We start from the raw sequence: 24,265 nt of genomic DNA, 5'->3' as shown, positions 1-24,265 counted from the left end.
GCTGGTCAAGTCGGGTTCGCCACGCCTGGCGGGAGGCGGATGGACATCGACAGGAGGCGGGAGCTGAGGGTTTTGCCGTGGGTGTCCAGCGCTAGGGATGTCGTCACGCCGCCGTCCAGGGCTTGGCGGCAGACGAATTGCAGGGCGCAGAGGTTCGGCAGTTCGTAGCGCAACACCTCGCCTCGGATGTGGTCGGCGAGGTGTTCGCGGACCCGGTCGGCCGTGACCTCGCGGACCAGCAGGGCGAAGTCCTCGTCGCGGTGCGGGAACAGCGACAGCGTCGAGGTGTCGCCCTTGTCCCCGGCCCGGCAGTGGGCGATGTCATGCAGCAGCACCGTCGGCCTCCAACACGGTCACGCGGAATTCGACGTCCGCTCGGGGCAGGAACGCCGAGACGATCCCGATCACCTCGCGGACATCGGTGCGGACTCCGCCGCCGCCCGCGGGTCCGTTGGTGTAGAGGGCTTCGACCTCGTGGCACACCACGTCCGCGGACTCCGGGTCCGGTGCCATCGCGGCCACCCGCAGCCTGCACTCATCCGTCGGCTCGCCGGAATCCCCGAGCGCACCAAGCACATCGGCGCGGATGCGCAGTCCGGTCCCGCGCAACCTGGTGGTGACGACGTCGGCCGCCAACCGCGCTCGCCGCGCGGCGTTCGGCCCGGCGTAGCTGATCCCGCACTCGGCCCGGTACCCGGCGCGGTAGCCGACGCTCACCTTCAGCTCCGCCGGGCGCGCACGCCCGGCCGCGCCGCTGATCCGAACCCGGTCGTCGCCGACCCGTTCCGCTTGCACAGCGCGGAAATCCAGCACGACATCGGGCGTGCGGTAGCCGGTCGGATCGGTGACCTCGTAGAGCAACTGCTCCCGCACGGTCGCAGTGGAGACGACGCCTCCGCTGCCCGCCAGCTTGCCGACGACCGCAGCCCCGTCGGGCTCGACGTCCGCGAACGGGAACCCCAGCTCGGCCAGGTTCGGCACGTCCTGCACACCGGGGTCGGCGAAGTACCCGCCGGTGACCTGCCCGGCGCACTCCAGGACGTGCCCGACCAGCGTTCCGGCCGCGACTCGCGGCCAGTCATCCAGCTCCCAGCCGAACCGGTGCGCCAGCGGCGCGACGAACAGCGACGGGTCCGCGACTCGACCGCTGAGCACCACGTTCGCCCCGGTGTCCAGCGCCGGTAGCAGCGCATCAGCCCCGAGGTAGGCGTTCGCCGAGACCACCTCGCCGTGCTCGGCGAGCGCGATCCCGTCCTCCAGCGCGGGAAGTCGCAAATCGAGCCGGTCCAGAACGTCGTCTCCCGTGACGACCGCGATCTTGCCGCGCAGCCCCAGTTCCACCAGCAGATCGCGGGTGACCGCCCCGGCCGCGAGGGGATTGGCCGCGCCCATGTTCGTCACGAGCCGGACGCCGTGCTCGGTGGCGACCGGTAACAGCCGCTCGAACCGCGCGCGCAGGCGCGGGTCGTAGCCCAGCGCCGGGTCGCGCAGCCGTCGCTGCTGACCGAGCGCGATGGTGCGTTCCGCCAGGCATTCCAGCACCAGATCGTCCAGCCCGGCCCGCGCCGCGAGGTCCACTGCCGGTTCGATCCGATCACCGGCGAAGCCCGCCCCGCTGCCGATGCGCATCACAGCACCCCCGTGGCCAGCGCGACGACGGTCATCACGAGGGTGGTGCCGAACGCCCACTTGAAGATGAACCGCTGGTGGTCGCCGAGGTCCACGCCGCTCATCCCGAGCAGGATGAACGTCGAGGCGGTCAGCGGGCTGAGCGGGAAACCGGTGGTCATCTGGCCGAGGATGGCAGCCCGTCCGATGGCCGCCGGGTCGCCGCCGAGCGCGGCGGTGGTCTCGGCCAGCACCGGGACCACTCCGTAGTAGTAGGCGTCCGGGGTGAACACCAGGCTGAAGGGCATGCTGGTGATCGCGGTGGCCACCGGCAGCAGCCCGGCGGCCGAGTCCGGGATGATCGAGACCAGGCTCTCGGCCATCGCCTTGATCATCCCGGTGCCGGTGAGGATGCCGGTGAACACGCCAGCCGCGAAGATCACCACGGCGACCAAGACGACGTTGTAGGCGTGCTTGGTCAGCAGCTCCTGCTGGCCCTGCCAGGACGGCCGGTTGACCAGCAGCGCCACCAGGAATGCCAGCAGGAACAGCACTTCCAGATCGGCGAGCTGCGCGAGCAGGCAGCCCACGAGCGCCAGGGTCAGCACCGCGTTGATCCAGAACCGCACCTTTTCGGCACCGGTCAGCGGAGCGCGATCCGCGACTGCCACGTCGATGACGCCGAGACGCTTCCGCTCCGCGCGGCCGATCAGGTAGGCGGCGAGCAGCACCCAGAGGATCCCGGCCACCATCGCGGGCAGCACCGGAACGAACAACTGGCCGCTGTCCAGCTTCAACGCGGCCATCGCGCGGGCCGTCGGACCGCCCCAGGGCACCATGTTCATCACGCCCGCACCGAGGCAGATCACCCCGGCGAGCACGATGCGCCGCATGCCGAGCCGCTGGTAGATGGGCAGCAGCGCGGACACCGTGATGAGGAAGGTCGAAGCACCGTCGCCGTCCAAGGCGACCAGCAGCGTCAGCAGCGCGGTGCCCACGGTGATCTTCAGCGGATCACCCTTGGCCCAGCGCAGCACGCGAGTCACCGCCGGGTCGAAGAGCCCGGCGTCGATCATCAGGCTGAAGTAGAGCACCGCGAAGGTGATCATGATGGCCACCGGTGCGACGGTGACCAGCCCGTCGGCGATCAGCGAGCCGAGTTTGCTGCCGAAACCGCTGGCCAGCGCGGCCGCGATCGGCACCAGGGTGAGTGCGAACAGCACCGAAGCCCGACGGGACAGCACCAGGGCCAGGAAAACCCCGACGGTCAGGAATCCACTCGCGGCGAGCATGCGGGACCTCCGAATCGATCGGAGGTACTGTGATCTGAATCGCTCATGCGCGTCAAGCAAAAGTTACCGATAGATTAATGCGTTGTGGGCATGGATTTGACGCTTCAGCAGCTCCGTCTGGTGCTCGCCGTGCACGAGACCGGGAGCTTCACGCTCGCCGGTGATCAGCTCCACCTGGCGCAGTCCTCGATGAGCCGCACGGTTCGCGAGGTGGAGCGCAAGCTCGGCATCACGCTGTTCGAACGCACCACGCGCAACCTGGTCACCACACCGGAAGGCAGCGAGTTCTGCCAGGTGGCCCGGCGCATGGTCGAGGCATTCGACGCGGGCATCAACCACTTCGAAGGATTCCTGGCCGGAAGCCGCGGCCGGGTGCGGATCGCGGCGCTGCCGTCGCTGGCGGCGATCCTGCTGCCGCCGGTGGTTTCCGCCTACCGCGCCGCGCATCCGGACGTCGAACTGTCCATCGAGGACGGCATGTCCGACGAGGTGCTGCAGCGGATCCGCACCGGAGCGGTCGATCTGGCCGTCACCGTGGTACCCGAACCACTACCGGACCTGCACGTCCGACCGATCGCGGCCGACCGGTTCTGCTGCGTCTTCCCGCCACAGCACCGGTTTTCCGAACGCCGCCAGCTCGGCTGGGCGGAGCTGGCCAACCAGCCGCACATCGCCTTCGCCCCCAACAGCAGCATCCGGCAGCACGCCGAACGTGCCTTCGCGACGGCGAAAGCGCACCCGCCGGTGGTGCTCGAATCGCGCAACATCACCACCGTCGCGGGCCTGGTCGCGGCCGGGCTCGGCGTGGCGGTGATGCCGGGCCTGGTGCTGCCGCTGGTCCAGTTCGCCGGTCTCGAACACCGCGCCCTGGGCGATCCCGAGATCACCCGACGCATCGCAGTGGTCCGCGACCCACACCGCCCGCTGGCAGCGGCATCGGAGGCGTTCATGGCCGCGATAGCCGAAACCCAACACTCCGCCGACCCCCTGACCCCCGAGAGCACCTGGCTCTGAACCCAGCGTGGGTACGGCGATTCCGACTCGCGCCTTGCGTTCAGGCCGGTCAATGCGTTATGCATGAGTCATGCATGAGAAGCGGCTGGCGAACTTGCTCGGTGCCGCCGCGCTGGCCGTCACCGACGAGATGGTCCACGGCGCCGTGCGAGCCGCCCAGCTCAACGCGAGCCAGGTCACGGCGCTGGTGGTGCTCCGCGGTGAAGCCGGGCTCAGCGTCACCGAACTGGCGAAGCGGATTGGGATCCACCAGACCGCGTGCACCCGGTTGGTCGATGCGCTGCAGGACCGCGGTCTGGTCGAACGTCGGCAGACCGTCGGCAAGTGGACGCACGTGCACCCCACCGAGGCGGGACGGCAAGCCGCGGAGGACGTCCTGCACGCTCGCGGGCATTCACTGCTGCGGGTGATCGAGCGGCTGGCCGACGACGAACGGCGTGCACTGGTCGACGGGCTGGAGAAGTTGCTGACCGGCTTGTACGACGAGATCGGTTCGGCGGAGCGAATCTGCCGGATGTGCGACCGGCCTGCGTGCACCTCGTCCGGGCTCACCTGTCCGGTCGGCGCCGCAGAACGCGCGCACCAGCGGGAACCGCAGGGTTAGCGAGCGCGGGGGTCGTTTGCGTGGTGGTGCAAGAATTACTGCGGCCTTCTCGACTCCGGGATCCGCGACATCATGCGTGTCCAGCTGACGCGGCTTGCCTGACGACCACCTGCGGTCCCGCCCGATCCACGCGCACTCCCAGGTCCCGAAAACCGAGGCGATCGTAGGGAGGGCCGAGTTGTGCCGGAACTCCTCGCGTTGAGCTCGGCGCTGTGCTTCGGCGTGACGCACTTCGTGAACGGGCTCGTGTCACGCCGCTACGCGGGCGTCGTCGTCGCGGCGTACGCGCAGGTCGGCGGAACAGCGGTCAGCCTGCTGCTGCTTGCTGCCCCAACCGGATCCGCGACTGCGCAAGCGGTGTGTTGGGGTGCGATTTCCGGTCTGGGCACCGGGATTGGCGTGGCTTTCCTGTACCGGGCGATGCAGCGCGCTCCGATGAGCGTGGTGGTGCCGACCAGCGATGTCGGGGCGGTGACGCTACCGGTGGCGTTCGGCATCGCGCTGCTGGGCGAGCGACCATCCCCGCTGGCGCTGGGCGGAATCGTGGCCAGCATTCCCGCGATCTGGTTGGTCTCCGCCGGAGAGCGGGCTTCGCGGAGTGCTCCGATGTCTTCGAACTCGGCTCTGCGGCGGCGAAATCGCTGTTCCCACGCACACCGCTGGTTCTCAGAGGTCGTCCTGCGAAGACAGTCCGGGGATCCCGCAGCGAGACGGCGTGACCCGCACCGTCAACGACGAGCTTCGGGAGGCCGCGGTGTGCCGGACGCGTTGATCGCCGGAACCGGTTTCGCCGTGCAGTTCATCGGAATGGGGCAAGTTCCGGCTGGCACCGGGTGGTGGCCGATCATCGTCAGCCGGATCGTCTCGGTCGTGCTCATCGGCGCGCTGCTCGCCGCGACGACGGGAGCACGGCGCCTGCCCGCGAAGCCCGCGGCAACCGCACTGCTGGCCGGAGCAATCGGCACCGTTGCGATCATCCTCTACCTGCTGGCGACCACGCAGCAGATGATGGCCGTGGCTGTGGTGCTCGCGGCTCTTTACCCGGCCATTCCGGTGATCCTGGCGCTGCTACTGCTAGACGAACGCATCAGCCGCGCACAACTGCTGGGGCTGCTGTGCGCGGCTGCGACGATCGCGTTGCTGTCGTTGACGTAGCACCGCCTTCCGTGCCGAGTGGGGCACGGAGGTGCAGGCGCACCCGACCGTAGCGGAATGGGTCAAGGGCGGGGTTTGACCGCGTGGTGGACAGCCACGACTCCGCTGGTGAGGTTCCGCCACGCCACGTCCGTCCAGCCGACCTCGGCGATCAGCTCCGCCAGTTCGCGCTGGTCCGGCCAGGCTCGGATGGACTCCGCCAGGTAGACGTAGGCGTCCGGGTTGGACGACACCGCGCGGGCGATCGGCGGCAGCGCCCGCATCAGGTAGTTCAGGTAGACCGTCCGGAACGGCTGCCACGTCGGGGTGGAGAACTCGCACACCACCAGCCGACCGCCGGGACGCACCACCCGCAGCATCTCCCGCAGACCCGCCGCCGTGTCGACCAGGTTCCGCAGCCCGAACGAGATCGTCACCGCGTCGAAAGCTCCGTCAGCGAACGGCAGCCGGAGCGCGTCCGCCGCGACCATCGGCACTCCGCGGTGCCGACCGACCGACAGCATGCCCAGCGAGAAGTCCGCAGCCACGCACCACGCCCCGGAACGGGCGAACTCGACTGTCGACACACCGCTCCCGGCCGCCAAGTCGAGCACCCGCTCGCCCGGCTTCGGGACCAGGACCCGTCGGGTCACGTCCCGCCACCGCCGGTCCTGCCCGAAGGACAGCACCGTGTTGGTCAGGTCGTACCTGCGCGCGACGCCGTCGAACATCGCGGCGACCTCGCGAGGATCCTTGTCCAAACCGGCCCGAGACACACCCGAAGCGTACGTGCCAGGACCTGCGCGATCGTCACCACGCCTACTGAATCCGCATCACGGAACTCATCTTCCGGAGATGCCCCGGATGCCGCGCGAGACCAGCTGCGCATGCCGATCCCTGCTGGACAAACTGCTCGTCACGCCGCCAGCGACTCCGCACTTGCCGCGACTGCGGTGTAGTGGCCGATCAGCTGCTGGCACAGCGCTGGCCACGTCCGCCCCGCGACCGCTGCTCGCGCCGCTTCGCCGAACCGCTCGCGCAACCCCGGTTCGCGCAACGCGGTGACAGCGGCACGCAGCGCATCCGCGTGTACGGCATCGTCATCCGCTGGCAACAGATATCCGGTTCGGTTGTGGTCGACGAGGTCGCGCGGTCCGCCCGCATCCGGAGCGACCACCGGAACACCCGAGGCCATTGCCTCTTGCACCGCCTGGCAAAACGTCTCGTGCGGCCCGGTGTGCGCGAAAACGTCGAGGCTTGCGTAAATCCGCGCCAACTCGTCGCCCGTTCGCTGCCCCAGGAACACCGCCCCCGGCAACGCTTCGGTCAGGCCGCCACGTTCTGGCCCGTCGCCCACGACGACCAGTCGCACACCCGGCATCCCGTCCAACGCCGCCAACCGCTCGATGCGTTTCTCCGGAGCCAGCCGACCCACGTATCCGACCAGCAGTTCGCCGTTCGGCGCCAACTCGCGATGCAGGTCCGAATCCCGGTGCCGGGGCGAAAACCGAACCGTGTCCACGCCTCGGCCCCACCGGTGAACCCGCGGAATCCCGTGCTCGCGCAACGCGTCCACCGCCCACGTCGACGGCGCCAGCGTCCGGTCGGCCGCGCCGTGCAGCCGCCGGATCCAGCGCCACGCGGCTCGCGCCGTCAAACCAAGACCGTAGGACTCGGCGAAACCAGCGACATCGGTTTGGTACACCGCAACGGTCGGCACGCCGATCCGCCGCGCGGCGGCCAATCCTCGCGCCCCGACGATGAACGGTGACGCGAGATGCACGACGTCCGGCTGGAATTCCTGCAACCCGCGCAGCAGGCGCCGCGTCGGGAAGCCGATCGGCAACGACGAAACCAGCGGCAGCTCCACCGCGGGCAGCCGAATCACTGGGAAGCCCTCGCACTCCTGCGGTCCCGCACCCGGCGCGATGACCAGCGCCGCGTCGCCTCGACGACGCAAGTGCTCCAGCACTCTCAGCACGGAGTTCGCCACACCGTTGATCTGCGGCAGGAAGCTCTCGGTCACGATCGCTATGCGCACGCGGCAACCGTGACGCCCTCCTCCGGCGAACAGTCGACCGCGACGTGACGCCACCGCCAACGACAACCGAAGAGCGCACCAACTCGTCGACCGGCGAAAACCCAGGCACACTGCGGCGCGCAATCGTGACCTGTCCCTCTACCGGCGGTCACCTAAGTGTTGCGCACCGGTCACCCACCGCACGGAACCTGGGACGGCATGACGGTCCTGCCTTCCCCACCCGCGCAGATCGACCCCGCCCTGGTGTCGCAGGCGTTCGAGGTCGCCGGCCGACTCGCCAACGACGCCGCCGATGTGATCACCGCGACCGCGGGCCGAGGAGCGCAGCCCGCCCCCACCGAGTCGCCGTTCGACTGGGTCACCGACACCGGCCGCACCCTGGAACGGCACACCCGACGGATCCTTGCCGATGAATTTCCCGGAATTCCGGTGTTCGGCGAGGAATTCGACGCCGCACCGACGACGGTCGCGGAACATTGGGCCGCACGGGCAGGTTCGGCGAAGTTCCGCTGGTCGGTCGATCCGGTGGACGGCACCGCCAACTACGTCGCCGGCCTGCCGTGGTGCGCCTACAGCCTGGCCATGCTCGACGAGCACGGGCCGGTGGTCGGCGTGGTCGCCGACCCGTACCGGACGCAGATCTACGCCGCAGCCCGCGGCCGCGGCATGCGCGCCAACGGCACCCCGGTGCGGTTGCCGGAACAACGCGAAACCCGCGGCGGCATCGTGTGCACCGAATTGACCAAGAACGGACCGTGGCGCGGCATGGACCGCTTCATCACCAACGCCGCGAGCGCCCAAGTCGGCGTCCGGTTGCTGGGGTCCCCGGCGTTGGCTATCGCCCAGGTCGCGCTCGGCCACGCCGTGGCTGCGGTGCTGGACTCCTACCAGGAATGGGACGTCGCGGGCGCACTCGCGCTGGCCACCGAAGCTGGCGCCACCGTGCTCGATCGTCGCGGCAATCCGACCGCGCTCCCGTTGGACGGGTTGCTGGTGGCAGCACCGGGCGTTGCTGCTGACGTGCTCGACTGGTGGCGGCAAGCCATCGAACGGAGTTGACCGTCAGGCAGCCCGAACGAGCGCGCGGGCCGGAGCCGAACCCGGCGTCGGGCCGAACACCGCCGACATCGGCCGCAACAGCGGGAACTGCTCGCGCAGCACCGTCACCTGCTCGTGAACCCGACTGAGGTCGGGGTCGGCAACGAGCTGCACGACCGTCTCCACGACGTGGTCGGCGACCATGCTGAACCTGGTCGCGGCATCGTCGAGCTGACTGTGCACCCGGCGCACCACCGCGTCGTCCCCCGGCTCGCTACCCGCTAAGCCACGCCCCAACTCGGACAACGCCCGAACGTTCGGCAACTCCGCGTCCATTCGCCGAACCACCGTTTGCAGCCATTGCCGGGCGTGGCTGGAGGACACCGCATCGACCGCGCGAGCCGCTCGGCGAACCGCCTGCTCGCACCGCCGCACCTCGTGCAGCCACTGGTCCAGCGACGAGGACGGGACGTACCGCGCGGCAGGCGGCGGGGGAGCGGGCGCGGTTCGCGGTTTGCGAGCGACACCGATGGCCAACATCATCACGGCCCCGCACGAGCCCGCGAGCAGCGCTATCAGCACCTGCACCCAGATTCCGTCCATGTCGAGTTGTGTCCTTCCACTTCGCCGAAGCGGCTTCGAACCGGTGTCCCGCCCGCGGACACCGGTCCGACGATGCCGGTCGGACCGAGGTTCCCGAGCGCCTCCAGATCACTCTGCGCCCAGCGGACCCCGGAGTTCTTGGGGGAAAGTACTCAATCTGATCGGGTGTCCAGCGGCTTTTGTCAGCAGGCCCGGTCGATCACGTCGACAGCCCGGATCTGGCCAGGTACTGCATGTCGGCGAGCAGGAACTCCATCCCGCCGGTGTGCACCCCGTCCCGGCCGCCGGGACGGACGAACGCGCCGAACTCGGTCGCGTCCGGCCGCCGCAACTGGGCCACCGAGAACACCTCGTCGAGCACCCCGCTCACCTCGGCGCGCACCTCCGCCGGATCGACCCCACAACCGGCATCGGCCAACCGCACCTCGATCGGATGCGGGATGAACAGCTCACCGGTCAACGGCCACACCCGCTGGAACCCAGCCGACATGCGGCGCGGCGAATCGGCGTTGGCATCGCCGAACCGGATCACCCACTGGGCGGCGTGGTCGCGATGCCTCGTCAGGACATCGAGGGACCGCGCCGCCAAGGTGGCCAGCACCGCATCCCGACTGCGGGCCAGCCGCTCGAAAACCGCGAGCCGCCAAGCGGCGAACAACAGCAGCCGGGCGACCGTGGCGGGAAACCCACCACCCTGGCGCGGACCGCAGTCGATCTCGACCAGCCGCACATTGCGGAAATCCGCGACCGTTCGGAAGTACGCCAGGCTGTCCTCGTCCCGCCCCTCGCCCTCGACCTCACCGGCGCGGTGCAGCAGAATCCTCGCCTGCTCCAACAAATCCAGCGCGATGGTGCCGAGCGCGGCGGCCTCCTCCAACTCCGGTGCGCGAACTCCCCACTCGGACAACCGGTGCGACAGGATCAGCGCATCATCGCCGAGCATCAGGCAGTACTGCGAAAGGTCCGAAGTGGCCAGGCCGTCCGGAACCGATCGATCCACTGTGGACATCGAAGGCACACCGAGCACCCACCGCTGCACATCCGATGCGCTGCGCTGCGCTCTGGGGGTATCCATGACGACCTCGCAGACGCGGGGCCAGCGGCCGGTAAGCACCCGTGGAGCGCTTACCCGCCCGCGAGTCCACATCGGTCTTGCGACTCCACCGCTGCCCCCATTCCGGCGGGGAACCCAGTGTCACACCACCCGACCGGGTTAGGGAAGCCTGATCGGTGGTTCAGCGGGCGGGCGAACGGCGAAGCAACCAGTAGGTCGGCAGCAGCACCGCCCACACCACGGCGAGCGAACTGGACACCGGGAGCAGCGAAACCACCATGTTGCGGCCCGCGACCCGCACCAGGTCCGGGTTCCGCGAGTCGTACTCCACCCGGACCAGCTGGCCGGGTTGCAGGTCAGCTGGGTAGAGCACGCCGTTCGGCGGGATGTAGACGCGGCCCTCGTCGGTGTTGAAGCGCACAACAGTGCGGGTCAGCGAGGTGTCCACCACTTCGGCGACCGCTTCGCCCTTGGACTCCTCGATGGTCCGGTCGTTGATGAAGCACGCCCCGATGATGGACAGTCCCATCACGGTCAGCAGCAGACCGAGCACCAGCACGCCCCGCGCCGCACGCAACCGCCCGCGACCACGGGGCGAGCCCGCAACCGGCTGGTCACCGTCCGTGCTGGAGTCGGTCACCGAGTCGGCCGCGTTCTGCGCCACCGCATCGCTCGCCACGGTGACCGATTGTAGGCACCCCGTTGTCCGCAGGGCGCACGCCTTCGGCCCCGTCCATCGCTGCGAGCGCGCCGCATACCCTCCAGGAGTGGCGACTACACCCCGGCTGCTGACGGCGCGGACCCGCAGGCTCGAACCAGCCGACCCCCGGCACGACCGTCCCTTGTTGGAGCTGCTCCCTGCCGACGCGGTGCTGAGCTGGGTCCGCGACGGCGCCGGGCTCGTCGGCTGGGGCTGCGTGGCCCGCCTCGACGTTTCCGGTCCCAACCGCTTCCACCAAGCCGACGCCTGGTGGCGAGATCTGTGTCAGCAGATCGAGGTCGCCGATTCGGTCGGCCTGCCCGGTTGCGGACCGGTGGCCTTCGCCAGCCTGGCCTTCGCCGACCAACCCGGGAACTCCGTGCTGATCGTTCCCGAAGTCGTCATCGGAGAGCGCGACGGGGTGCGCTGGATCACCACCATCGGCGACGGCTCGGCTGAGCCGCTCCCCCCGGAACCCGTACGCCCGCCCGGAACGGTTTCCTACAGCGACGGCCAGCTGTCCACGACCGGCTACCGCCAGGCGGTGGCCGAGGCCGTGCGCCGCATGCGGCAACCCGGCGACCTCGACAAGATCGTGCTTGCCCACGACCTGCTGGCCAGCACCTCGGAACCGCTCGACGCCCGGTTCTTGCTGCACAACCTCGCCGCCCGGTACCCGACCTGCTGGACGTTCGCGGTGGACGGCCTGGTCGGCGCCACTCCCGAGCTGCTGCTCGAACGCATGGGGTACGAGGTGCGCTCCCGAGTGCTCGCAGGCACGGTCTGGCCGCACGAAGGGCACACCAGCGAGCAGCTCGCCGCCGAACTTCTGGCGTCCGCCAAGAACCGCAGCGAACACGCCTACGCCGCGGAGTCGCTGGCGGTTCGGCTCCGTCCCTTCTGCAGCGATCTCACCGTGCAGAGTGAGCCGGAGATCCTCCAGCTGCGCAACGTTCTGCACCTTGCGACGAACGTCGAGGGCAAGCTCAGCGAGGTCAGCGCGCACGGCCCCGCAACGCTTCTGCGCATGGTCGCCGCGGTGCACCCCACCGCTGCGGTCGGTGGAACACCGACCGCGTACGCGGTGCGGATGATCGCCGAGTTGGAGGGGATGGACCGCGGACGCTACGCCGGACCGGTCGGCTGGCTGGACGGCAGTGGCAACGGTGAATTCGGCATCGCCCTTCGCTGCGCTCAGTTGGAACCGACCGCCACGCCCGACGGCGAAGCCGAGCGCGGCGGCGGCAGGGTGCGGCTGTTCGCCGGGGGCGGAATCGTGCCCGACTCCGACCCCGACATGGAGGTCGCGGAGGCGGAGGCGAAGCTGCTCCCGATCCGCGAAGCCCTCGAAGGCATCCGCTGAGTTTCGCCTTCGACCCCGTTGTCGGGGATTGCGCAGGTGCGGCTTCGTCGACCTGCGCCTCCCGTCACTTGTGCTCGTGCAGCAAGGTGTGCGTCCGGTCGATTTCCGCCACCGCCTTCGGCGGTGCTTTGGCTACGTGCATCGCACTCTCGGGCACTCCGGTCGCTTCACCGACTGGTGGCCTGCCCTTGGTGAACAACCAGGTGTTGAACAGTTCGTCGAGTTGCTTGCCGGAGCGCTGCTCGGCGAGCGCGATGAACTCTTCGATGGTGCCGTTGCCGTAGCGCTTGTCCGCCGCCCAGGTTCGGACGATGTCGAGCAATGCCTCGTCGCCGACGACGTTGCGCAGCGCGTGCAAGGTCATCGCGCCCCGGTCGTAGACAGCGTCGTGGAACACGTTCTGCGCGCCGGGATCGCCCGGCAGGACCTGCCAGAACGGGTCGTCCGCCGGGTGGGACGCGTAGTAGTGGTCGAAGAGCTCCTGGGCGGTACCAGTGCCCTGCTGCTCCGACCAGAGCCACTCCGCGTACGACGCGAAGCCCTCGTTAAGCCAGATGTCGCGCCAGGCGTCGACCGACACCGAGTCGCCGAACCACTGGTGCGCGTTCTCATGCACCACCACCGACGTGTTCGCCCCGTACCGGAAGAACAGGTGGCTGTAGGTCGGCCGGGTTTGGTTCTCCAGCGCGAAGTCCAACCCCTCCGAGGACACCAGGCCACCCTGCGCCTCGAACGGGTACTCGCCGAGCAGGCCGGTCAGGAACTCCACGACTTCCGGGGTGCGTTCGACGCTGGCCTTCGCCGCCCCCTCGAACTCGCCGAGGTTTTCGGAGTACGCGGTGACCAGCGGCTGCCCGAAAGCCCCGGTCTTGGTGCTGGTCTCGTACTGCCCGACCCCGATGAACGCCAGGTAGGTGGCGGTCGGCTTGGTGTTGCGCCAGTTCCAGGTGGTCCAGCCCGCCAGGCTGGAGTTCCTGGTGTTCACCCCGTTGGACACCACCTCGGTGCCGTCGGGCACCGTGATGGCGATGTCGAAAGTGGCCTTGTCCCTCGGGTGATCGTTGCCGGGGAACCACCAGGCCGAGATCTCCGGCTGGCCGACGGCAAGCGCACCATCGGAGGTGCGGATCCACGGCTTCAGACCACCGACCTCGACCGTCGACGGCACGCCTTCGTATTCGACGACGAAAGTCGCCAGGCTCCCCTCGGGCAACGCTTCCGGTGGCGTCACCGTCAGCTCCGTGCCGTCCTGCGAGAACTGCGCGGGCATGCCGTTGACCCGGACCGATTTGGGGGTCAGCGCGAAGTCCAGGTTGAACGCCGTCAAGTTCTGCGTGGGTTTCGCGACGATCGTCGTGGTGCCCTGCAGATGATCGTCTGCAGGTTGGTACCGCAGCTGGATGTCGTAGTGCGAAACGTCGTACCCACCGTTGCCGTAACCGGGGAAGTAGTCGTCACCCGCACCCGGAGCACCTGGCCCGTCGCTGCCAGCCAGCGCCGGTGTGGCGAGCAAAGCCGTTGCACAGCACGCTGCCGCCGTCGCTCGCAGGCCGTTTCGTCGAAACACCTGCCACCTCCTGGAAAGTCATGTTCCGGTAGGAGAGTAAGGAAGGTCATATCTACCAGGCATGTTTTCGGAGGGCAGGTTTTTCCCAGAATGCGGCGCAATACCGCGAATACACCCGAAAGGACGAGCCGACGCGCACCGATCACGACCGGCACGATCAGGTGACAACACTGATCGGCTGATCAGCTGATCAACGCGATCAGCCGAGCAACGCCAAGCGAACGGCAGCCTGCAGCCGCTTGTGGACGGACCGCAACTCGGCGCGATCCACCCGCACCTCGACGACCCGCAACCCCGGTCGCCACTGCAGTGCAGCGGTGAGCTCGGAGCGCTGCTGCACCAGCACGTGTTCGACACCGTGCGCCGCACAGAGCTTTCCGATGTCGGTACCGTGCGGCGTGGCGAAGACCCGCTCGAAGGCGTCCCGGTGCTCGGAGCTTCCCTGTTCCAGCAACGCGAAAATGCCGCCGCCATCGTCGTTGAGCACAACGATCGTCAGATCCGGCCGTTGTTCGTACGGCCCCAACATCAAGCCGTTGCTGTCATGCAGGAAAGTCAGGTCACCCAAAAGCGCGTAGGCGGGTCGGCCGTGGGCCACGGCGGCGCCGATCGCGGTGGACACCGTGCCGTCGATGCCAGCAACGCCCCGGTTGCGGTGCACGACCACATCGGACCGTTGCCGTGCGGCGAGAGCCACATCCCGACTTGGGTTCGACGAACCCAAGACGAGCATGGCTTGCTCGGGTAAGGCGTCGACGACCTCGCGCGCCACAGCGGGCCCGCTCGGCCAACGTTCCAGGTCGAGCGCCGCATGCAGGGCCGCAGACGCCTTCTGGTCGGCTTGCTGCCACCCGGTGAGCCAGTCGGGATCGGTGTGTCCAGGCACGACGCCGAAGGTCTCCGCGACCTCCCGCAGGTTGTGCGCCGGAGCTGGCCAGTCCACCCCGCCGTGTGCGAGCAGCACTTCCACATCGGTGTCCGCCAGCAGCTGCTGCACCTGCCGGAACACCGTGGGACGACCGACGCAAAGCACCTGTTCGGGGCGGTGGTTCCGCATGAACTCGGGCAGGTTCAGCAGCCACATCCCGGTGCTGATCGCCGCTGAGCCACCAAGTCCCACGCCGCCGGTCTCCGATAACACCGGCCACCCGCACCCCTCGCCCCATTCACTGGCGCGCTCGGCACCCCAGTCGGCGACCAGCACAAGCCCGTGTCGGGCGTGCACTTGGGACAGTTCGCTCGGTGCACAACCGTGCTCGGAGACCGCTGTCCACCGAGCCCCGGACGGGCGCCCGGCCAACGACTCGCACCACTGATCGTCCCCAGTTGGCACCAGTGGTTCCCGGAACGGGAGGTTCAGGTGTACCGGCCCACCCCTCGCACCGCCGGCTGCCGCGTACCAAGCGCGGCACACCTGGCTCCGCCAGTACGCGTTCTGCCCCGGACGGTGCTCGGCGACCGCCAGTTCGTCGAACAGCCGCACTTCAGCGCCGAACAACCGGTGCTGATCGATGGTCTGATTGGCACCCGCGGCGCGCAGCTCCGGCGGACGATCCGCGGTCAGCACGATCAGCGGGACACCCGAGTGGTATGCCTCACTGACGGCTGGGTGCAGATTCGTCGCGGCGGTACCGGACGTGCAGACCACCGCTACCGGCAACTTCGTCCGAGCCGCCAGTCCCAGCGCGAGGAATCCCGCGCTGCGCTCATCTATGCGAACGTGCAGCCGCAACCGCTCCGCGTATGCGGCTCGGTGCAATGCGTAAGACAGAGGTGCGTTGCGTGATCCCGGGGAGAGCACCACCTGCTGCACCCCGTTGCGGACGAGCTCGTCGACGATGACCTCAGCCTGCGCCGTGGACGGATTCAACCGATCACCTCTGAACATCGCTTGGCGGACTCCGGCTGAAGAGACCATGGTCCTCCTCGCCGTCATCCCCGCAGGCGCCGGGAAGCCGCGGGGAGGCCCCCGCGCCAAGCGCATGCTGCGCCTATTGTCCCAGGTGTGCAGAATCCCCGTGTCTCTGAGCTGTTCGATCCGGCTTCGTGGGAGCCCGTAACGGGCTTCGACTTCACCGACATCACCTACCACCGCTGCGTTGAAAACGGCCCCGGAAAAGGCACCGTGCGCATCGCGTTCGACCGCCCGGACGTCCGCAACGCGTTCCGCCCGCACACCGTCGACGAGCTCTACCGCGCCCTGGACCACGCCCGCATGACCAGCGATGTCGGCTGCGTCCTGATCACCGGCAACGGGCCGTCCGCCAAAGACGGCGGCTGGGCTTTCTGCTCCGGTGGTGATCAACGGATCCGCGGTCGTTCCGGGTACCAGTACGCCGACGGTGAGACCGCCGAGACCGTCGACCCGGCCCGCGCCGGACGGCTGCACATCCTGGAGGTACAGCGGCTGATCCGGTTCATGCCGAAAATTGTCATCGCCGTCGTGCCCGGTTGGGCCGCTGGTGGCGGACACAGCCTGCACGTCGTGTGCGATCTCACGCTGGCCAGCGCCGAGCACGCCCGTTTCAAGCAGACCGATGCCGATGTCGGGAGTTTCGACGGCGGCTTCGGCTCGGCCTACCTCGCCCGCCAGGTCGGCCAGAAATTCGCCCGCGAGATCTTCTTCCTGGGACGCCCCTACACCGCCGAGCAGGCCCACCAGATGGGCATGGTCAACGAGGTCGTCCCCCACGACGAGTTGGAGGCCACCGCGTTGCAGTGGGCCCGGGAGATCAACGGCAAATCCCCGACCGCTCAACGCATGCTCAAATACGCGTTCAACGCCATCGACGACGGACTGATCGGCCAACAACTGTTCGCTGGCGAGACCACCCGCCTCGCCTACATGACCGACGAAGCCGTCGAAGGACGCGATGCGTTCCTGCAGAAAAGAACCCCAGACTGGTCCTCCTTCCCCTGGTGCTTCTGAGAGCCTGCTTCGAACTCCTTTTGCGTGGCGGTGCGCGTAGCGGATCCTCAGAAGCCTTCTCGGTCCGGGATCTCCGACATCGTGTATGCCAGAGTCGTCGGGACCGGATTCGGACGGCCCGGAGTCGGTTGCTCCGGCCCGAAACCGGTCCCGCTCATGTTCATCCGCCGACCTGTCGAAGAGATCGACCAGCAGGTCAGCCGGGCACATCAGCACGATAAAGACCATCATTTCCGTTGCTCCTTTCCAGCCGCGTACTAATCCCATCGACCCGATGATTCGAACACTTGATCGCTAGAACAGGTGATCGAGTGCGGAACCTCTCGCCGGGGCACCGGAGTTCGCCGGACCTGGGCTCGTCAACAATGGGCGGATGCCGAAAGCCCGCGACCTGCAGCCGCTTCCCGTGCCACCGGGAACCGGTGCGTTGACCGTGCTACCTGCCCTGGCGCGGGCGCTGGACGGCGACGGGCCTGCTCTGCTGCCGGTCGCCGCGGACCAGGCGGAGGAGGCCCGACGGCTCGCTGACGCCCTCATCGGCGACGCTCCGCTAGCCGCCGCTGAAGACGCCGCCGACGACCCGACGGCGCTGGTAATCGCCACCTCCGGCTCCACCGGCGACCCGAAGGGCGTGCTGCTACCGGCATCGGCGCTGCGCGCCTCCGCCGAAGCCACCCACCGCCGCCTCGGCGGCCCCGGCTACTGGCTGCTCGCGATGCCCGCGCATCACGTCGCGGGCATCCAAGTCCTGGTCCGAGCGGTGCTCGCCGGAACCCACCCGCACGCCGCCGACACCTCCGACGGGTTCCGCCCCGACCGGTTCGCCACGGCGGCGCGGCAGCTGCTCGGCGCCGACGGCCCGCACTACACGGCCCTGGTGCCCACCCAGCTGTCCCGACTGCTGAACGCGGGCGGCGACGGCCTCGACGCGCTGCGGAAATTCGACGCGGTGCTGCTCGGCGGTGCCGCCACCCCACCGGCCTTGCTGCGGCAGGCCCAGGACTGCGGTGTCCGCGTGACCACGACTTACGGGATGAGCGAAACGTCGGGCGGCTGCGTCTACGGCGGGCAGCCGCTGGATATCGCGAAGGTTCGCATCGGCGGGGCGACCGAGTCCGTCCAGACCGGGCCCATCCAACTGGCCGGACCGATGTTGGCCAGGGGCTACCGGCATCAGCCGGAGTCGGCGGTGTTCGCCGACGGGTGGTTCCGCACCGGGGATGTGGGCTGCTGGCGGGGCGATCGGCTGGAGGTGCTGGGACGGACCGACGACATGATCATCACTGGTGGTGTCAACGTCGCCCCCCTGGCGGTGGAGCGGGTCCTCACCGAACAGGTGGGGGTCCGCGAGGCATGCGTACTCGGCGTACCGGATTCCGAGTGGGGTCAGGCGGTGGTGGCCGCAGTCGTGCCGACCGACCCGGCCGAGCCGCCGTCCTCGGACGCCCTTCGGATCGCAGTGCGCGAGCGGCTCAGCGCGGCCGCCGCGCCCAAGCGCATCGTCTTCATCTCGGAATTGCCGCTGCGCGGCCCCGGAAAGCCGGATCGGCGGGCCTTGGCCGCTCGTCTCGCGCGTCGTTGAGTCCAATCCAGCCTGCTCAGCACCGCATTCGCGGCAAGGCGGCGACGTCGGAGGCAATCACGCGGTCACAAGGCGCGAGCGCAACCCCGACGTAACCGCCGCACGGCTGCGTTTCCACCAAGCGGCGCCACGGGATTCTCAGAGGTTTTCTCGCGACGACCCCGACGTGGCGTTGAGACGTACGTCATGCGAGCCGATCCGCGCACTCTCCGGACCGCTGCGGGGAGGCTCTCGCCGACTGCCCGTGCCCGTGCGCGAAGATGACTCACATGGCGACTGTCGCTCAATGGATCGAAGGTGCGCGCATTCGGACGTTTCCGAACGCGATCGCGCCGGTACTCGCCGGAACCGGCGCGGCGGCAGGGGTGGACGGGTTCGACCCCTTGACCGCGGTACTCGCCCTGGCCGTTTCGCTGCTGTTGATCATCGGGGTCAATTTCGCCAACGACTACTCCGACGGCATCCGCGGCACCGACGACCACCGGGTCGGCCCGTTCCGGCTCGTCGGCTCGGGTTCGGCTCGGCCAGCCGCGGTGCGCACAGCGGCCTGGACCTGCTTCGGACTCGCCGCGATCGCGGGCCTGGGCGTGACCGTCCTCAGTGGACATTGGTGGCTGGTGGTCGTCGGCGCGCTCTGCATCGCCGGAGCCTGGTACTACACCGGTGGCTCTCGCCCCTACGGCTACGCGGGCCTGGGCGAGGTCGCCGTCTTCGTCTTCTTCGGCCTGATCGCGGTGCTGGGCACCATGTACGTGCAGGCCGACACGCTTTCCGGTTTCGGCGTCGGCGCAGCGGTGGGGATCGGGTCGCTGTCCAGCGCGGTCCTGGTCGCCAACAACCTCCGCGACATCCCGTCCGACCGCGAAACCGGCAAGCGCACCCTGGCAGTGCTGCTCGGCGACCGCGACACCCGCACCCTCTACATCGCCCTGACGCTCATCCCGTTCCTGATCACGGTCCTGATCGGGCTGCGGAACTCCTGGGCGCTGCTCGGTTTCCTCGCGCTGCCGTTGCTCATCGTCCCGTTGCGCGCGGTGGCGAGCGGCGCGCAGGGGCGCGCGCTGATCCCGGCGCTGCGCGATACCGGCTTCGCCATGTTGGCCTGGTCGATCATCACCGGTCTCGCCCTGACCTTCGGCTGACGCCGAGCAGGCCCCGCTGCGTGACGGAGGCCTGCTCGCACGGTCAGACCCGGGTCTTGCGCGTCCCGAGACCGAAGACGGTCACCGCGAGGAACGGCGCGACGGCGATGACTGCGGCGCCGATCTGCACGATGCGGTTCTTCGTCGCCAGTTCGTACATCGACAGGGTCGCGCCAGTCCTGATCACCACCGGGGTGGTGCAGGTCACCGAGGCCGAGCCGGAGAACCACGGGGTGACGGGGTCCACGTAGCGCCGCCCCTCGGCCCGGTAGCTGTTCACGTCACGCGGTTCGCCGTTGTCCGGAACGACCTTGCAGACCGCGGACTTGCCCGGCTGCGAACTGGTGATCAGCATCGGCTTGCCGTCCCAGCGGTAGACCGGTCCGGACGAACCGGAGGCGGTGCTGGCCTTCGCCAACGAGGTCCCGCTGAATATCGCCATGCCCAGGAAAACGGCCGCGACCAGGCCGACGAGCACCGCCCAACCGATCGTGAGACCGATCAGCGTCTTGCGGTTCATCCTCGATCACCTCTCACCGCAGGAACGAGTCCGGCGGTTCGTCATCGTAGCTGTCCTGGGCGGGGCGGTTCGGGTCGTTGTTGATGACCGTTGCCGCGTCGTAGCCCGCGTCCAGCAATTCCTTGGCATGCTGCATGTTCTGCACGCTGGCCGAGAACGCGGCCTGCACCGACTCATCGCGCAGCGCGCTGCCGTCGGCGATGTCGCGCCAGCTGAACTCGCCAGCGTCGATGCGTTCCTGCAGCGCGGCGATCTCCGCGGGCGCCTGACCCGACCGGATGAGCTGCTCGATCTCCTCGATCTTGTCGTCGGTGAGCTTGATCTCGGGCAACTCGGCTTCGAACCGAGTGACCTTCTCCAGCGCTTCCTCGGCCTGGCGCATGCGTTCTTCCATCAGCTCCTCGGCGGCGCGGATCTCGGGGGTCTTCCAGTCTTCACTCACGTCGCGTCTCCTTCCCGGCCGATCACAGGCTGCCGGAGGACAGGGTCTGGTAGCCGGAGTTGCTGCCGCTCGATGATCCCGAACCATCCGATCCCGAGCCGGAGCCACCCGATCCCGAGCCCGAGCCGGAACCCGACCCACCGGAACCCGAATCCGAACCGCCAGAACCCGAGCCACCGGAGCCGCCGGTCGCCGCGCTCTTGACGCCGGTGGCCGCGTCCTTGACACCGGTCGCGGAATCCTTGACGCCGGTGGCGGAATCCTTGACCGCGGTGAAGTCGTCCTTGGCCTGGAGGCCGACGTTCACCACGTCGCCCAGGCTGTTGGCGTCCTTGATCTTCGCCAGGTTGGTGCCCGCGTTCTTGATGGACTCCACCAGCTGCACAACCGATTCGTACATCTGCTGCAGCGCCTCGAAGAGCTCCAGAACCGCCAGCACGATCTCGACGCACTTCTCGACGTTGCGGACGACGTTGGCCCAGCCCGCCACCGGGATCCAGCCGGTGGCCGCGGTTTCGATGAGCCGGTCGACCAGCTTCTTGATCAGCTCCAGGGCCTTGTCGGTCATCTTCCGCGACATGTCGGCGGCCTTCTGGAAGCCCTTGCCGACCAGTTGGGCCAGCATGGCGTCGCCTTCGAGCGCGACGGTCCAGGTGCTCACCAACAACGTCTCGAACGCGACCGCGGTGGAGCCCTCCCAGGACTCCCGGAGGTCGCTGATGCCCTGGTTGAGGTTCTTGCGGATCGCCCGCAGGGCGTCGCCGACCTGCCCCCATGCCTCGGCGTTGGTCTCGATCTTGGAGAAGTCCCCGGTGATCGGCGAGATCAGCTGCTCGATCAGGTTTTGGCCGGTGACCTGCTCGTAGACCCAGTTGACCGCCTGCACCTGCCAGCCAGCGTCCTCGATCGCCTGCTGCAGGGATTCGGCGTTGCTCTTGCTCGGGTCCGCTTCGAGCACGGCCAACGGGTCTTCGGCGTCTTCGTACGAAGCCATGGCGCTGCCCCCCTCACGCCTTGATCTGGTCCAGGTCGTCCTGGATCTTCTTGAATAAAGCGGCGACCTTCTGCTGGGTTTCCTCGTAGTCCGCCGCCGTTTCGGCGAGGTCCTCCTTGACCTTCAGCAAAGCCGAGTTGGCCCATTCCAGGGTTTCGCCGTAGAGCGCGGTCACCATCTCCACCACGGGGATGAGCACCATCATCAGGCCGGTGAAACCGCTGGTGTCGGACGCGGTGCTCTCCGCCCACTGGTCGATCTTCTTGAAATATCCGGCGTTGCGTTCCAACAAGCCCCCGAAGCCCTTCAGCTCGTCCGGAATCGCGCGCAAATTGTCGGCCATCAATCAATCCCCCGATTCGCCGTTTCCACGGGGGATTCGACTGCACGGCGATTACTCCGGTTCACCGAATGCGCGGACCGTTCTCGTTTTGTGACCGAACGTGCCGGAAAGGCCCGTCTTGACCCATTTCGACGCTGAGCGGATCAAACCACGACGGCGGCGAGCACGTACTGCGTGATGAGTTGGGCTTTCTCGCACTGGTCGGTGTCCGCTTCGCCCGCCGTCACGGAGACTTGCAGCGTCGCACCCGACACACCGGCGAACACGGTGCAGTCGCTCGCGTGCATGGTCTGGGTGCCACGAACGGCACCCAACTGCACCTCGTCGCGGCCGAGCGTCGCGAATCCCTCCGGTTGGGCGCCGATCAGCACGGACCGTCCGCCCGTGCGGGCCTGGAAGCGGCAGCCGCGCACCGGTGGGTCGAAGCCGACCTCCTGCGGTTCACCGCTGCGCACCGGGAAGGCCAAGGCGCCCAACTCGTCCAGGTCGACCAGCCCGCAAACCTGGTCGGCGGGCAGTTCGGCGAGACGTTTCCGCTGTTCCAGCGGTACGTTCCGGCTGATCGACGGCGCCGCTGATTCCGTCGCGGACTCCTCGGTGGTGGTGGGCTGCGTCGTCGGCGCGGCGGCTGGCGGGGCCTGCTCGCCCGGTGTGCACCCGGATGCCATCCCGAGCAGCGCGACCGCAGACAGCAAACCCCAACGCCTCACCGACAAACCAACCTCCCGTGCGGGCTATGGCGCTCAGTTTGCCCGGAACTCGCCGGTGGCGTGGAAGTGGTCCAGGACCGCGCGTGGCGGGCTCAGATCCAGGCCGCGCTCCGCGACCCACTCGTCGTCGTAGTAGGTGTGCGTGTAGCGCTCCCCGCCGTCGCAGAGCAACGTCACGATGCTGCCGGTGCGGCCCTGCTCGACCAGCTCCGACACCAGCGCGAACACGCCCCACAGGTTGGTGCCGGTGGATCCGCCGACGCGCCGCCCCAGCACCTGCTCGACGCAGCGGATGGTGGCGATCGACGCCGCATCCGGCACCTTGATCATCCGGTCGATCGCATGCCCGATGAACGACGGTTCCACCCGCGGCCGCCCGATGCCCTCGATCAGCGAACCCGAGTCGCTGGTGCGGGCCGGGTCACCGTCCCGCCACGCGTCGAAGAACACCGAGTGCTCCGGGTCGACGACGGCCAGCTTCGTGTTGTGCCGCCGGTAGCGCAGGTAGCGCCCGATCGTCGCGCAGGTACCGCCGGTGCCCGCGCCGACGACGACCCAGGTGGGCTCGGCGTGCGGTTCCAGCGCCAGCTGCTCGAAGATCGATTCGGCGATGTTGTTGTTGCCCCGCCAGTCGGTGGCCCGCTCGGCGTGGGTGAACTGGTCCATGAAGTGACCGTCGAGTTCAGCGGCCAGCCGACGGGACTCGCGGTAGATCGCACCTGGTTCGTCCACGAAGTGGCAGCGACCGCCCTGCCACTCGATCAGCGACACTTTCTCGCGGCTCGTGGAGCGCGGCATCACGGCGATGAACGGCAGGCCCAGCAGACGCGCGAAGTAGGCCTCGGAGACCGCGGTGGAACCCGACGACGCCTCGATGACCGATGTGTTTTCCGTCACCCAACCATTGCAGATCGCGTACAGGAACAGCGATCGGGCCAGCCGGTGCTTGAGCGAGCCAGTCGGATGTGTTGACTCATCCTTGAGATAAAGATCAATTCCCCACTCCGCGGGCAACGGGTATCGCAACAGGTGGGTGTCCGCACTCCGGTTCGCGTCGGCTTCGATGACGCGAACCGCCTCACTGGTCCAGCCTCGGGTTCGTGCGCAGGAACGATCGATGCTTTCGATCACTGCACGTCCGGGGTTCGCTCGCCGCGCAGCTGCGCGCGGAGCTCTTCGCGACGGGCCCGGCGCTCAGCCGCGCGCTCCGCCATCCCGGCGGCGACCCTGCGGCGCGGTCCGACGAACACCAGCATCGACAACGGCATCACCACCACGAGCGACACCGCCAACGCGACCAGCACGGGCGCCACCTGCATCAACACCGCGGTGACCGCCGCCACCATCCCCAGCCGGAGGACGGTGTAGAGCGCGATGTCCCGCGCGAGGTTCGACTTCGAACCTTGGCCCGGAGTTTCGGCGTCTCGCTGTTCCTGCACGTCATCCAGGGTAGAGCAACCGGATGAGCGCCTGGCCGGGCGCCTGCGGGCACGGCTTGCGACCTCGCCCGAAGCGCCGTTTTCGTCCCTTACCTTCCCTTTACCTAAACCCAAATGTTCGAGTACCTGACCATCCAGGTGCCAGG

At 68.4% G+C, this 24,265-nt stretch carries 25 protein-coding genes; 8 read left to right on the top strand and 17 right to left on the bottom strand.

Annotated features, from left to right (window positions below):
- Positions 1-5 precede the first annotated feature (5 nt).
- Genes MOQ72_RS06400 through MOQ72_RS06390 form a run of 3 tightly spaced genes read right to left on the bottom strand, consistent with a single transcriptional unit; the run spans position 6 to position 2,900 of the window.
- Positions 6-335 (bottom strand): AtuA-related protein, encoded by a 330-nt coding sequence (locus tag MOQ72_RS06400; protein ID WP_242181146.1) that lies wholly within the window; start codon positions 333-335, stop codon positions 6-8.
- Positions 322-1,629: an acyclic terpene utilization AtuA family protein gene (locus tag MOQ72_RS06395; RefSeq protein ID WP_242181145.1), complete on the bottom strand. Its 1,308-nt coding sequence runs from the start codon at positions 1,627-1,629 to the stop codon at positions 322-324. The genes MOQ72_RS06400 and MOQ72_RS06395 overlap by 14 nt, the downstream gene beginning before the upstream one ends.
- Entirely contained in the window at positions 1,629-2,900 is a 1,272-nt protein-coding gene (locus MOQ72_RS06390; protein ID WP_242181144.1) for a CitMHS family transporter, read from the bottom strand. Before MOQ72_RS06390 ends, MOQ72_RS06395 begins: the two co-directional genes overlap by 1 nt.
- A 90-nt stretch (positions 2,901-2,990) precedes the next feature.
- Here MOQ72_RS06390 and MOQ72_RS06385 point away from each other — a divergent pair, with 90 nt between their 5' ends.
- From MOQ72_RS06385 to MOQ72_RS06375, 3 genes are all read left to right on the top strand, one after another.
- Positions 2,991-3,914 carry a LysR family transcriptional regulator gene (locus tag MOQ72_RS06385; protein WP_242181143.1) on the top strand — a complete coding sequence of 308 codons (924 nt, stop codon included), beginning with the start codon at positions 2,991-2,993 and terminating at the stop codon, positions 3,912-3,914.
- Between the two features lie 70 nt (positions 3,915-3,984).
- Positions 3,985-4,518: a MarR family winged helix-turn-helix transcriptional regulator gene (locus tag MOQ72_RS06380; protein ID WP_242181142.1), complete on the top strand. Its 534-nt coding sequence runs from the start codon at positions 3,985-3,987 to the stop codon at positions 4,516-4,518.
- Between the two features lie 180 nt (positions 4,519-4,698).
- The gene (locus MOQ72_RS06375) at positions 4,699-5,673 is read left to right on the top strand and encodes an EamA family transporter (protein WP_242181141.1); all 975 of its coding nucleotides are present in this window, start codon (positions 4,699-4,701) and stop codon (positions 5,671-5,673) included.
- A gap of 62 nt (positions 5,674-5,735) precedes the next feature.
- On the opposite strand, the gene MOQ72_RS06370 is transcribed toward MOQ72_RS06375, so the two are convergent.
- Together MOQ72_RS06370 and MOQ72_RS06365 are read right to left on the bottom strand one after the other, a co-directional pair.
- Positions 5,736-6,428 carry a demethylmenaquinone methyltransferase gene (locus MOQ72_RS06370; protein WP_242181140.1) on the bottom strand — a complete coding sequence of 231 codons (693 nt, stop codon included), beginning with the start codon at positions 6,426-6,428 and terminating at the stop codon, positions 5,736-5,738.
- Positions 6,429-6,568: 140 nt separating this feature from the next.
- Positions 6,569-7,693 carry a glycosyltransferase family 4 protein gene (locus tag MOQ72_RS06365; protein ID WP_242181139.1) on the bottom strand — a complete coding sequence of 375 codons (1,125 nt, stop codon included), beginning with the start codon at positions 7,691-7,693 and terminating at the stop codon, positions 6,569-6,571.
- A 198-nt stretch (positions 7,694-7,891) separates the two neighbouring features.
- Between MOQ72_RS06365 and MOQ72_RS06360 the strand changes: the two genes are divergently transcribed.
- Positions 7,892-8,752: an inositol monophosphatase family protein gene (locus tag MOQ72_RS06360; RefSeq protein ID WP_242181138.1), complete on the top strand. Its 861-nt coding sequence runs from the start codon at positions 7,892-7,894 to the stop codon at positions 8,750-8,752.
- Positions 8,753-8,755: 3 nt separating this feature from the next.
- Here the strand turns inward: MOQ72_RS06360 and MOQ72_RS06355 are convergent, their stop codons facing one another.
- The 3 genes from MOQ72_RS06355 to MOQ72_RS06345 all read right to left on the bottom strand — a co-directional run bounded on the left by MOQ72_RS06355 (position 8,756) and on the right by MOQ72_RS06345 (position 11,067).
- A complete protein-coding gene (locus MOQ72_RS06355; RefSeq protein WP_242181137.1) occupies positions 8,756-9,334 on the bottom strand; it encodes a hypothetical protein in 579 nt (192 codons plus the stop codon).
- A 199-nt stretch (positions 9,335-9,533) separates the two neighbouring features.
- The gene (gene paaC / locus MOQ72_RS06350; protein WP_242181136.1) at positions 9,534-10,409 is read right to left on the bottom strand and encodes a 1,2-phenylacetyl-CoA epoxidase subunit PaaC; all 876 of its coding nucleotides are present in this window, start codon (positions 10,407-10,409) and stop codon (positions 9,534-9,536) included.
- 160 nt (positions 10,410-10,569) lie between these two features.
- Positions 10,570-11,067 (bottom strand): DUF3592 domain-containing protein, encoded by a 498-nt coding sequence (locus MOQ72_RS06345; protein ID WP_242181135.1) that lies wholly within the window; start codon positions 11,065-11,067, stop codon positions 10,570-10,572.
- An 88-nt stretch (positions 11,068-11,155) separates the two neighbouring features.
- Here MOQ72_RS06345 and MOQ72_RS06340 point away from each other — a divergent pair, with 88 nt between their 5' ends.
- Positions 11,156-12,451: an isochorismate synthase gene (locus MOQ72_RS06340; RefSeq protein ID WP_242181134.1), complete on the top strand. Its 1,296-nt coding sequence runs from the start codon at positions 11,156-11,158 to the stop codon at positions 12,449-12,451.
- Positions 12,452-12,515: 64 nt separating this feature from the next.
- On the opposite strand, the gene MOQ72_RS06335 is transcribed toward MOQ72_RS06340, so the two are convergent.
- Positions 12,516-14,018 carry a M1 family metallopeptidase gene (locus tag MOQ72_RS06335; protein ID WP_242181133.1) on the bottom strand — a complete coding sequence of 501 codons (1,503 nt, stop codon included), beginning with the start codon at positions 14,016-14,018 and terminating at the stop codon, positions 12,516-12,518.
- Between the two features lie 199 nt (positions 14,019-14,217).
- The gene (gene menD / locus MOQ72_RS06330; RefSeq protein WP_242181132.1) at positions 14,218-15,888 is read right to left on the bottom strand and encodes a 2-succinyl-5-enolpyruvyl-6-hydroxy-3-cyclohexene-1-carboxylic-acid synthase; all 1,671 of its coding nucleotides are present in this window, start codon (positions 15,886-15,888) and stop codon (positions 14,218-14,220) included.
- Between the two features lie 135 nt (positions 15,889-16,023).
- Between menD and MOQ72_RS06325 the strand changes: the two genes are divergently transcribed.
- The 3 genes from MOQ72_RS06325 to MOQ72_RS06315 all read left to right on the top strand — a co-directional run bounded on the left by MOQ72_RS06325 (position 16,024) and on the right by MOQ72_RS06315 (position 19,671).
- Entirely contained in the window at positions 16,024-16,947 is a 924-nt protein-coding gene (locus tag MOQ72_RS06325; RefSeq protein WP_242181131.1) for a 1,4-dihydroxy-2-naphthoyl-CoA synthase, read from the top strand.
- A 373-nt stretch (positions 16,948-17,320) separates the two neighbouring features.
- A complete protein-coding gene (gene menE / locus MOQ72_RS06320) occupies positions 17,321-18,529 on the top strand; it encodes an o-succinylbenzoate--CoA ligase (protein ID WP_242181130.1) in 1,209 nt (402 codons plus the stop codon).
- 269 nt (positions 18,530-18,798) lie between these two features.
- Positions 18,799-19,671, top strand: a complete 873-nt coding sequence (locus tag MOQ72_RS06315) for a 1,4-dihydroxy-2-naphthoate polyprenyltransferase (RefSeq protein WP_242181129.1) — start codon at positions 18,799-18,801, stop codon at positions 19,669-19,671.
- A 43-nt stretch (positions 19,672-19,714) separates the two neighbouring features.
- Here the strand turns inward: MOQ72_RS06315 and MOQ72_RS06310 are convergent, their stop codons facing one another.
- The 7 genes from MOQ72_RS06310 to MOQ72_RS06280 all read right to left on the bottom strand — a co-directional run bounded on the left by MOQ72_RS06310 (position 19,715) and on the right by MOQ72_RS06280 (position 24,119).
- Positions 19,715-20,191, bottom strand: a complete 477-nt coding sequence (locus tag MOQ72_RS06310; RefSeq protein ID WP_242181128.1) for a hypothetical protein — start codon at positions 20,189-20,191, stop codon at positions 19,715-19,717.
- Positions 20,192-20,204: 13 nt separating this feature from the next.
- Entirely contained in the window at positions 20,205-20,633 is a 429-nt protein-coding gene (locus tag MOQ72_RS06305) for a hypothetical protein (protein WP_242181127.1), read from the bottom strand.
- Between the two features lie 22 nt (positions 20,634-20,655).
- Positions 20,656-21,627: a WXG100 family type VII secretion target gene (locus MOQ72_RS06300; RefSeq protein ID WP_242181126.1), complete on the bottom strand. Its 972-nt coding sequence runs from the start codon at positions 21,625-21,627 to the stop codon at positions 20,656-20,658.
- A gap of 13 nt (positions 21,628-21,640) precedes the next feature.
- Entirely contained in the window at positions 21,641-21,970 is a 330-nt protein-coding gene (locus MOQ72_RS06295; RefSeq protein ID WP_242181125.1) for a hypothetical protein, read from the bottom strand.
- A gap of 143 nt (positions 21,971-22,113) precedes the next feature.
- The gene (locus MOQ72_RS06290; protein WP_242181323.1) at positions 22,114-22,680 is read right to left on the bottom strand and encodes a DUF3558 family protein; all 567 of its coding nucleotides are present in this window, start codon (positions 22,678-22,680) and stop codon (positions 22,114-22,116) included.
- Between the two features lie 33 nt (positions 22,681-22,713).
- Positions 22,714-23,799, bottom strand: a complete 1,086-nt coding sequence (cds1, locus tag MOQ72_RS06285; protein ID WP_372495304.1) for an L-cysteine desulfhydrase Cds1 — start codon at positions 23,797-23,799, stop codon at positions 22,714-22,716.
- Positions 23,800-23,807: 8 nt separating this feature from the next.
- Complete coding sequence (locus tag MOQ72_RS06280; RefSeq protein ID WP_242181124.1) at positions 23,808-24,119, bottom strand: DUF4229 domain-containing protein; 312 nt, start codon at positions 24,117-24,119, stop codon at positions 23,808-23,810.
- Between the last annotated feature and the right edge of the window lie 146 nt (positions 24,120-24,265).

The sequence above is a fragment of the Saccharopolyspora soli genome (genome assembly GCF_022678645.1).
Taxonomy (GTDB): Bacteria; Actinomycetota; Actinomycetes; order Mycobacteriales; family Pseudonocardiaceae; genus Saccharopolyspora; species Saccharopolyspora soli.
This window is presented reverse-complemented; position numbering and strand designations above follow the sequence as displayed.

Coding starts and splice junctions, on each gene's coding strand:
- MOQ72_RS06360 (WP_242181138.1), top strand. CDS start 7,892: ATGACGGTCCTGCCTTCCCCACCCGCGCAGATCGACCCCGCCCTGGTG.
- menE (WP_242181130.1), top strand. CDS start 17,321: ATGCCGAAAGCCCGCGACCTGCAGCCGCTTCCCGTGCCACCGGGAACC.
- MOQ72_RS06310 (WP_242181128.1), bottom strand. CDS start 20,191: ATGAACCGCAAGACGCTGATCGGTCTCACGATCGGTTGGGCGGTGCTC.
- paaC (WP_242181136.1), bottom strand. CDS start 10,409: ATGGATACCCCCAGAGCGCAGCGCAGCGCATCGGATGTGCAGCGGTGG.
- MOQ72_RS06390 (WP_242181144.1), bottom strand. CDS start 2,900: ATGCTCGCCGCGAGTGGATTCCTGACCGTCGGGGTTTTCCTGGCCCTG.
- MOQ72_RS06395 (WP_242181145.1), bottom strand. CDS start 1,629: ATGCGCATCGGCAGCGGGGCGGGCTTCGCCGGTGATCGGATCGAACCG.
- MOQ72_RS06315 (WP_242181129.1), top strand. CDS start 18,799: ATGGCGACTGTCGCTCAATGGATCGAAGGTGCGCGCATTCGGACGTTT.
- MOQ72_RS06295 (WP_242181125.1), bottom strand. CDS start 21,970: ATGGCCGACAATTTGCGCGCGATTCCGGACGAGCTGAAGGGCTTCGGG.
- MOQ72_RS06300 (WP_242181126.1), bottom strand. CDS start 21,627: ATGGCTTCGTACGAAGACGCCGAAGACCCGTTGGCCGTGCTCGAAGCG.
- MOQ72_RS06355 (WP_242181137.1), bottom strand. CDS start 9,334: ATGGACGGAATCTGGGTGCAGGTGCTGATAGCGCTGCTCGCGGGCTCG.
- MOQ72_RS06385 (WP_242181143.1), top strand. CDS start 2,991: ATGGATTTGACGCTTCAGCAGCTCCGTCTGGTGCTCGCCGTGCACGAG.
- MOQ72_RS06380 (WP_242181142.1), top strand. CDS start 3,985: ATGCATGAGAAGCGGCTGGCGAACTTGCTCGGTGCCGCCGCGCTGGCC.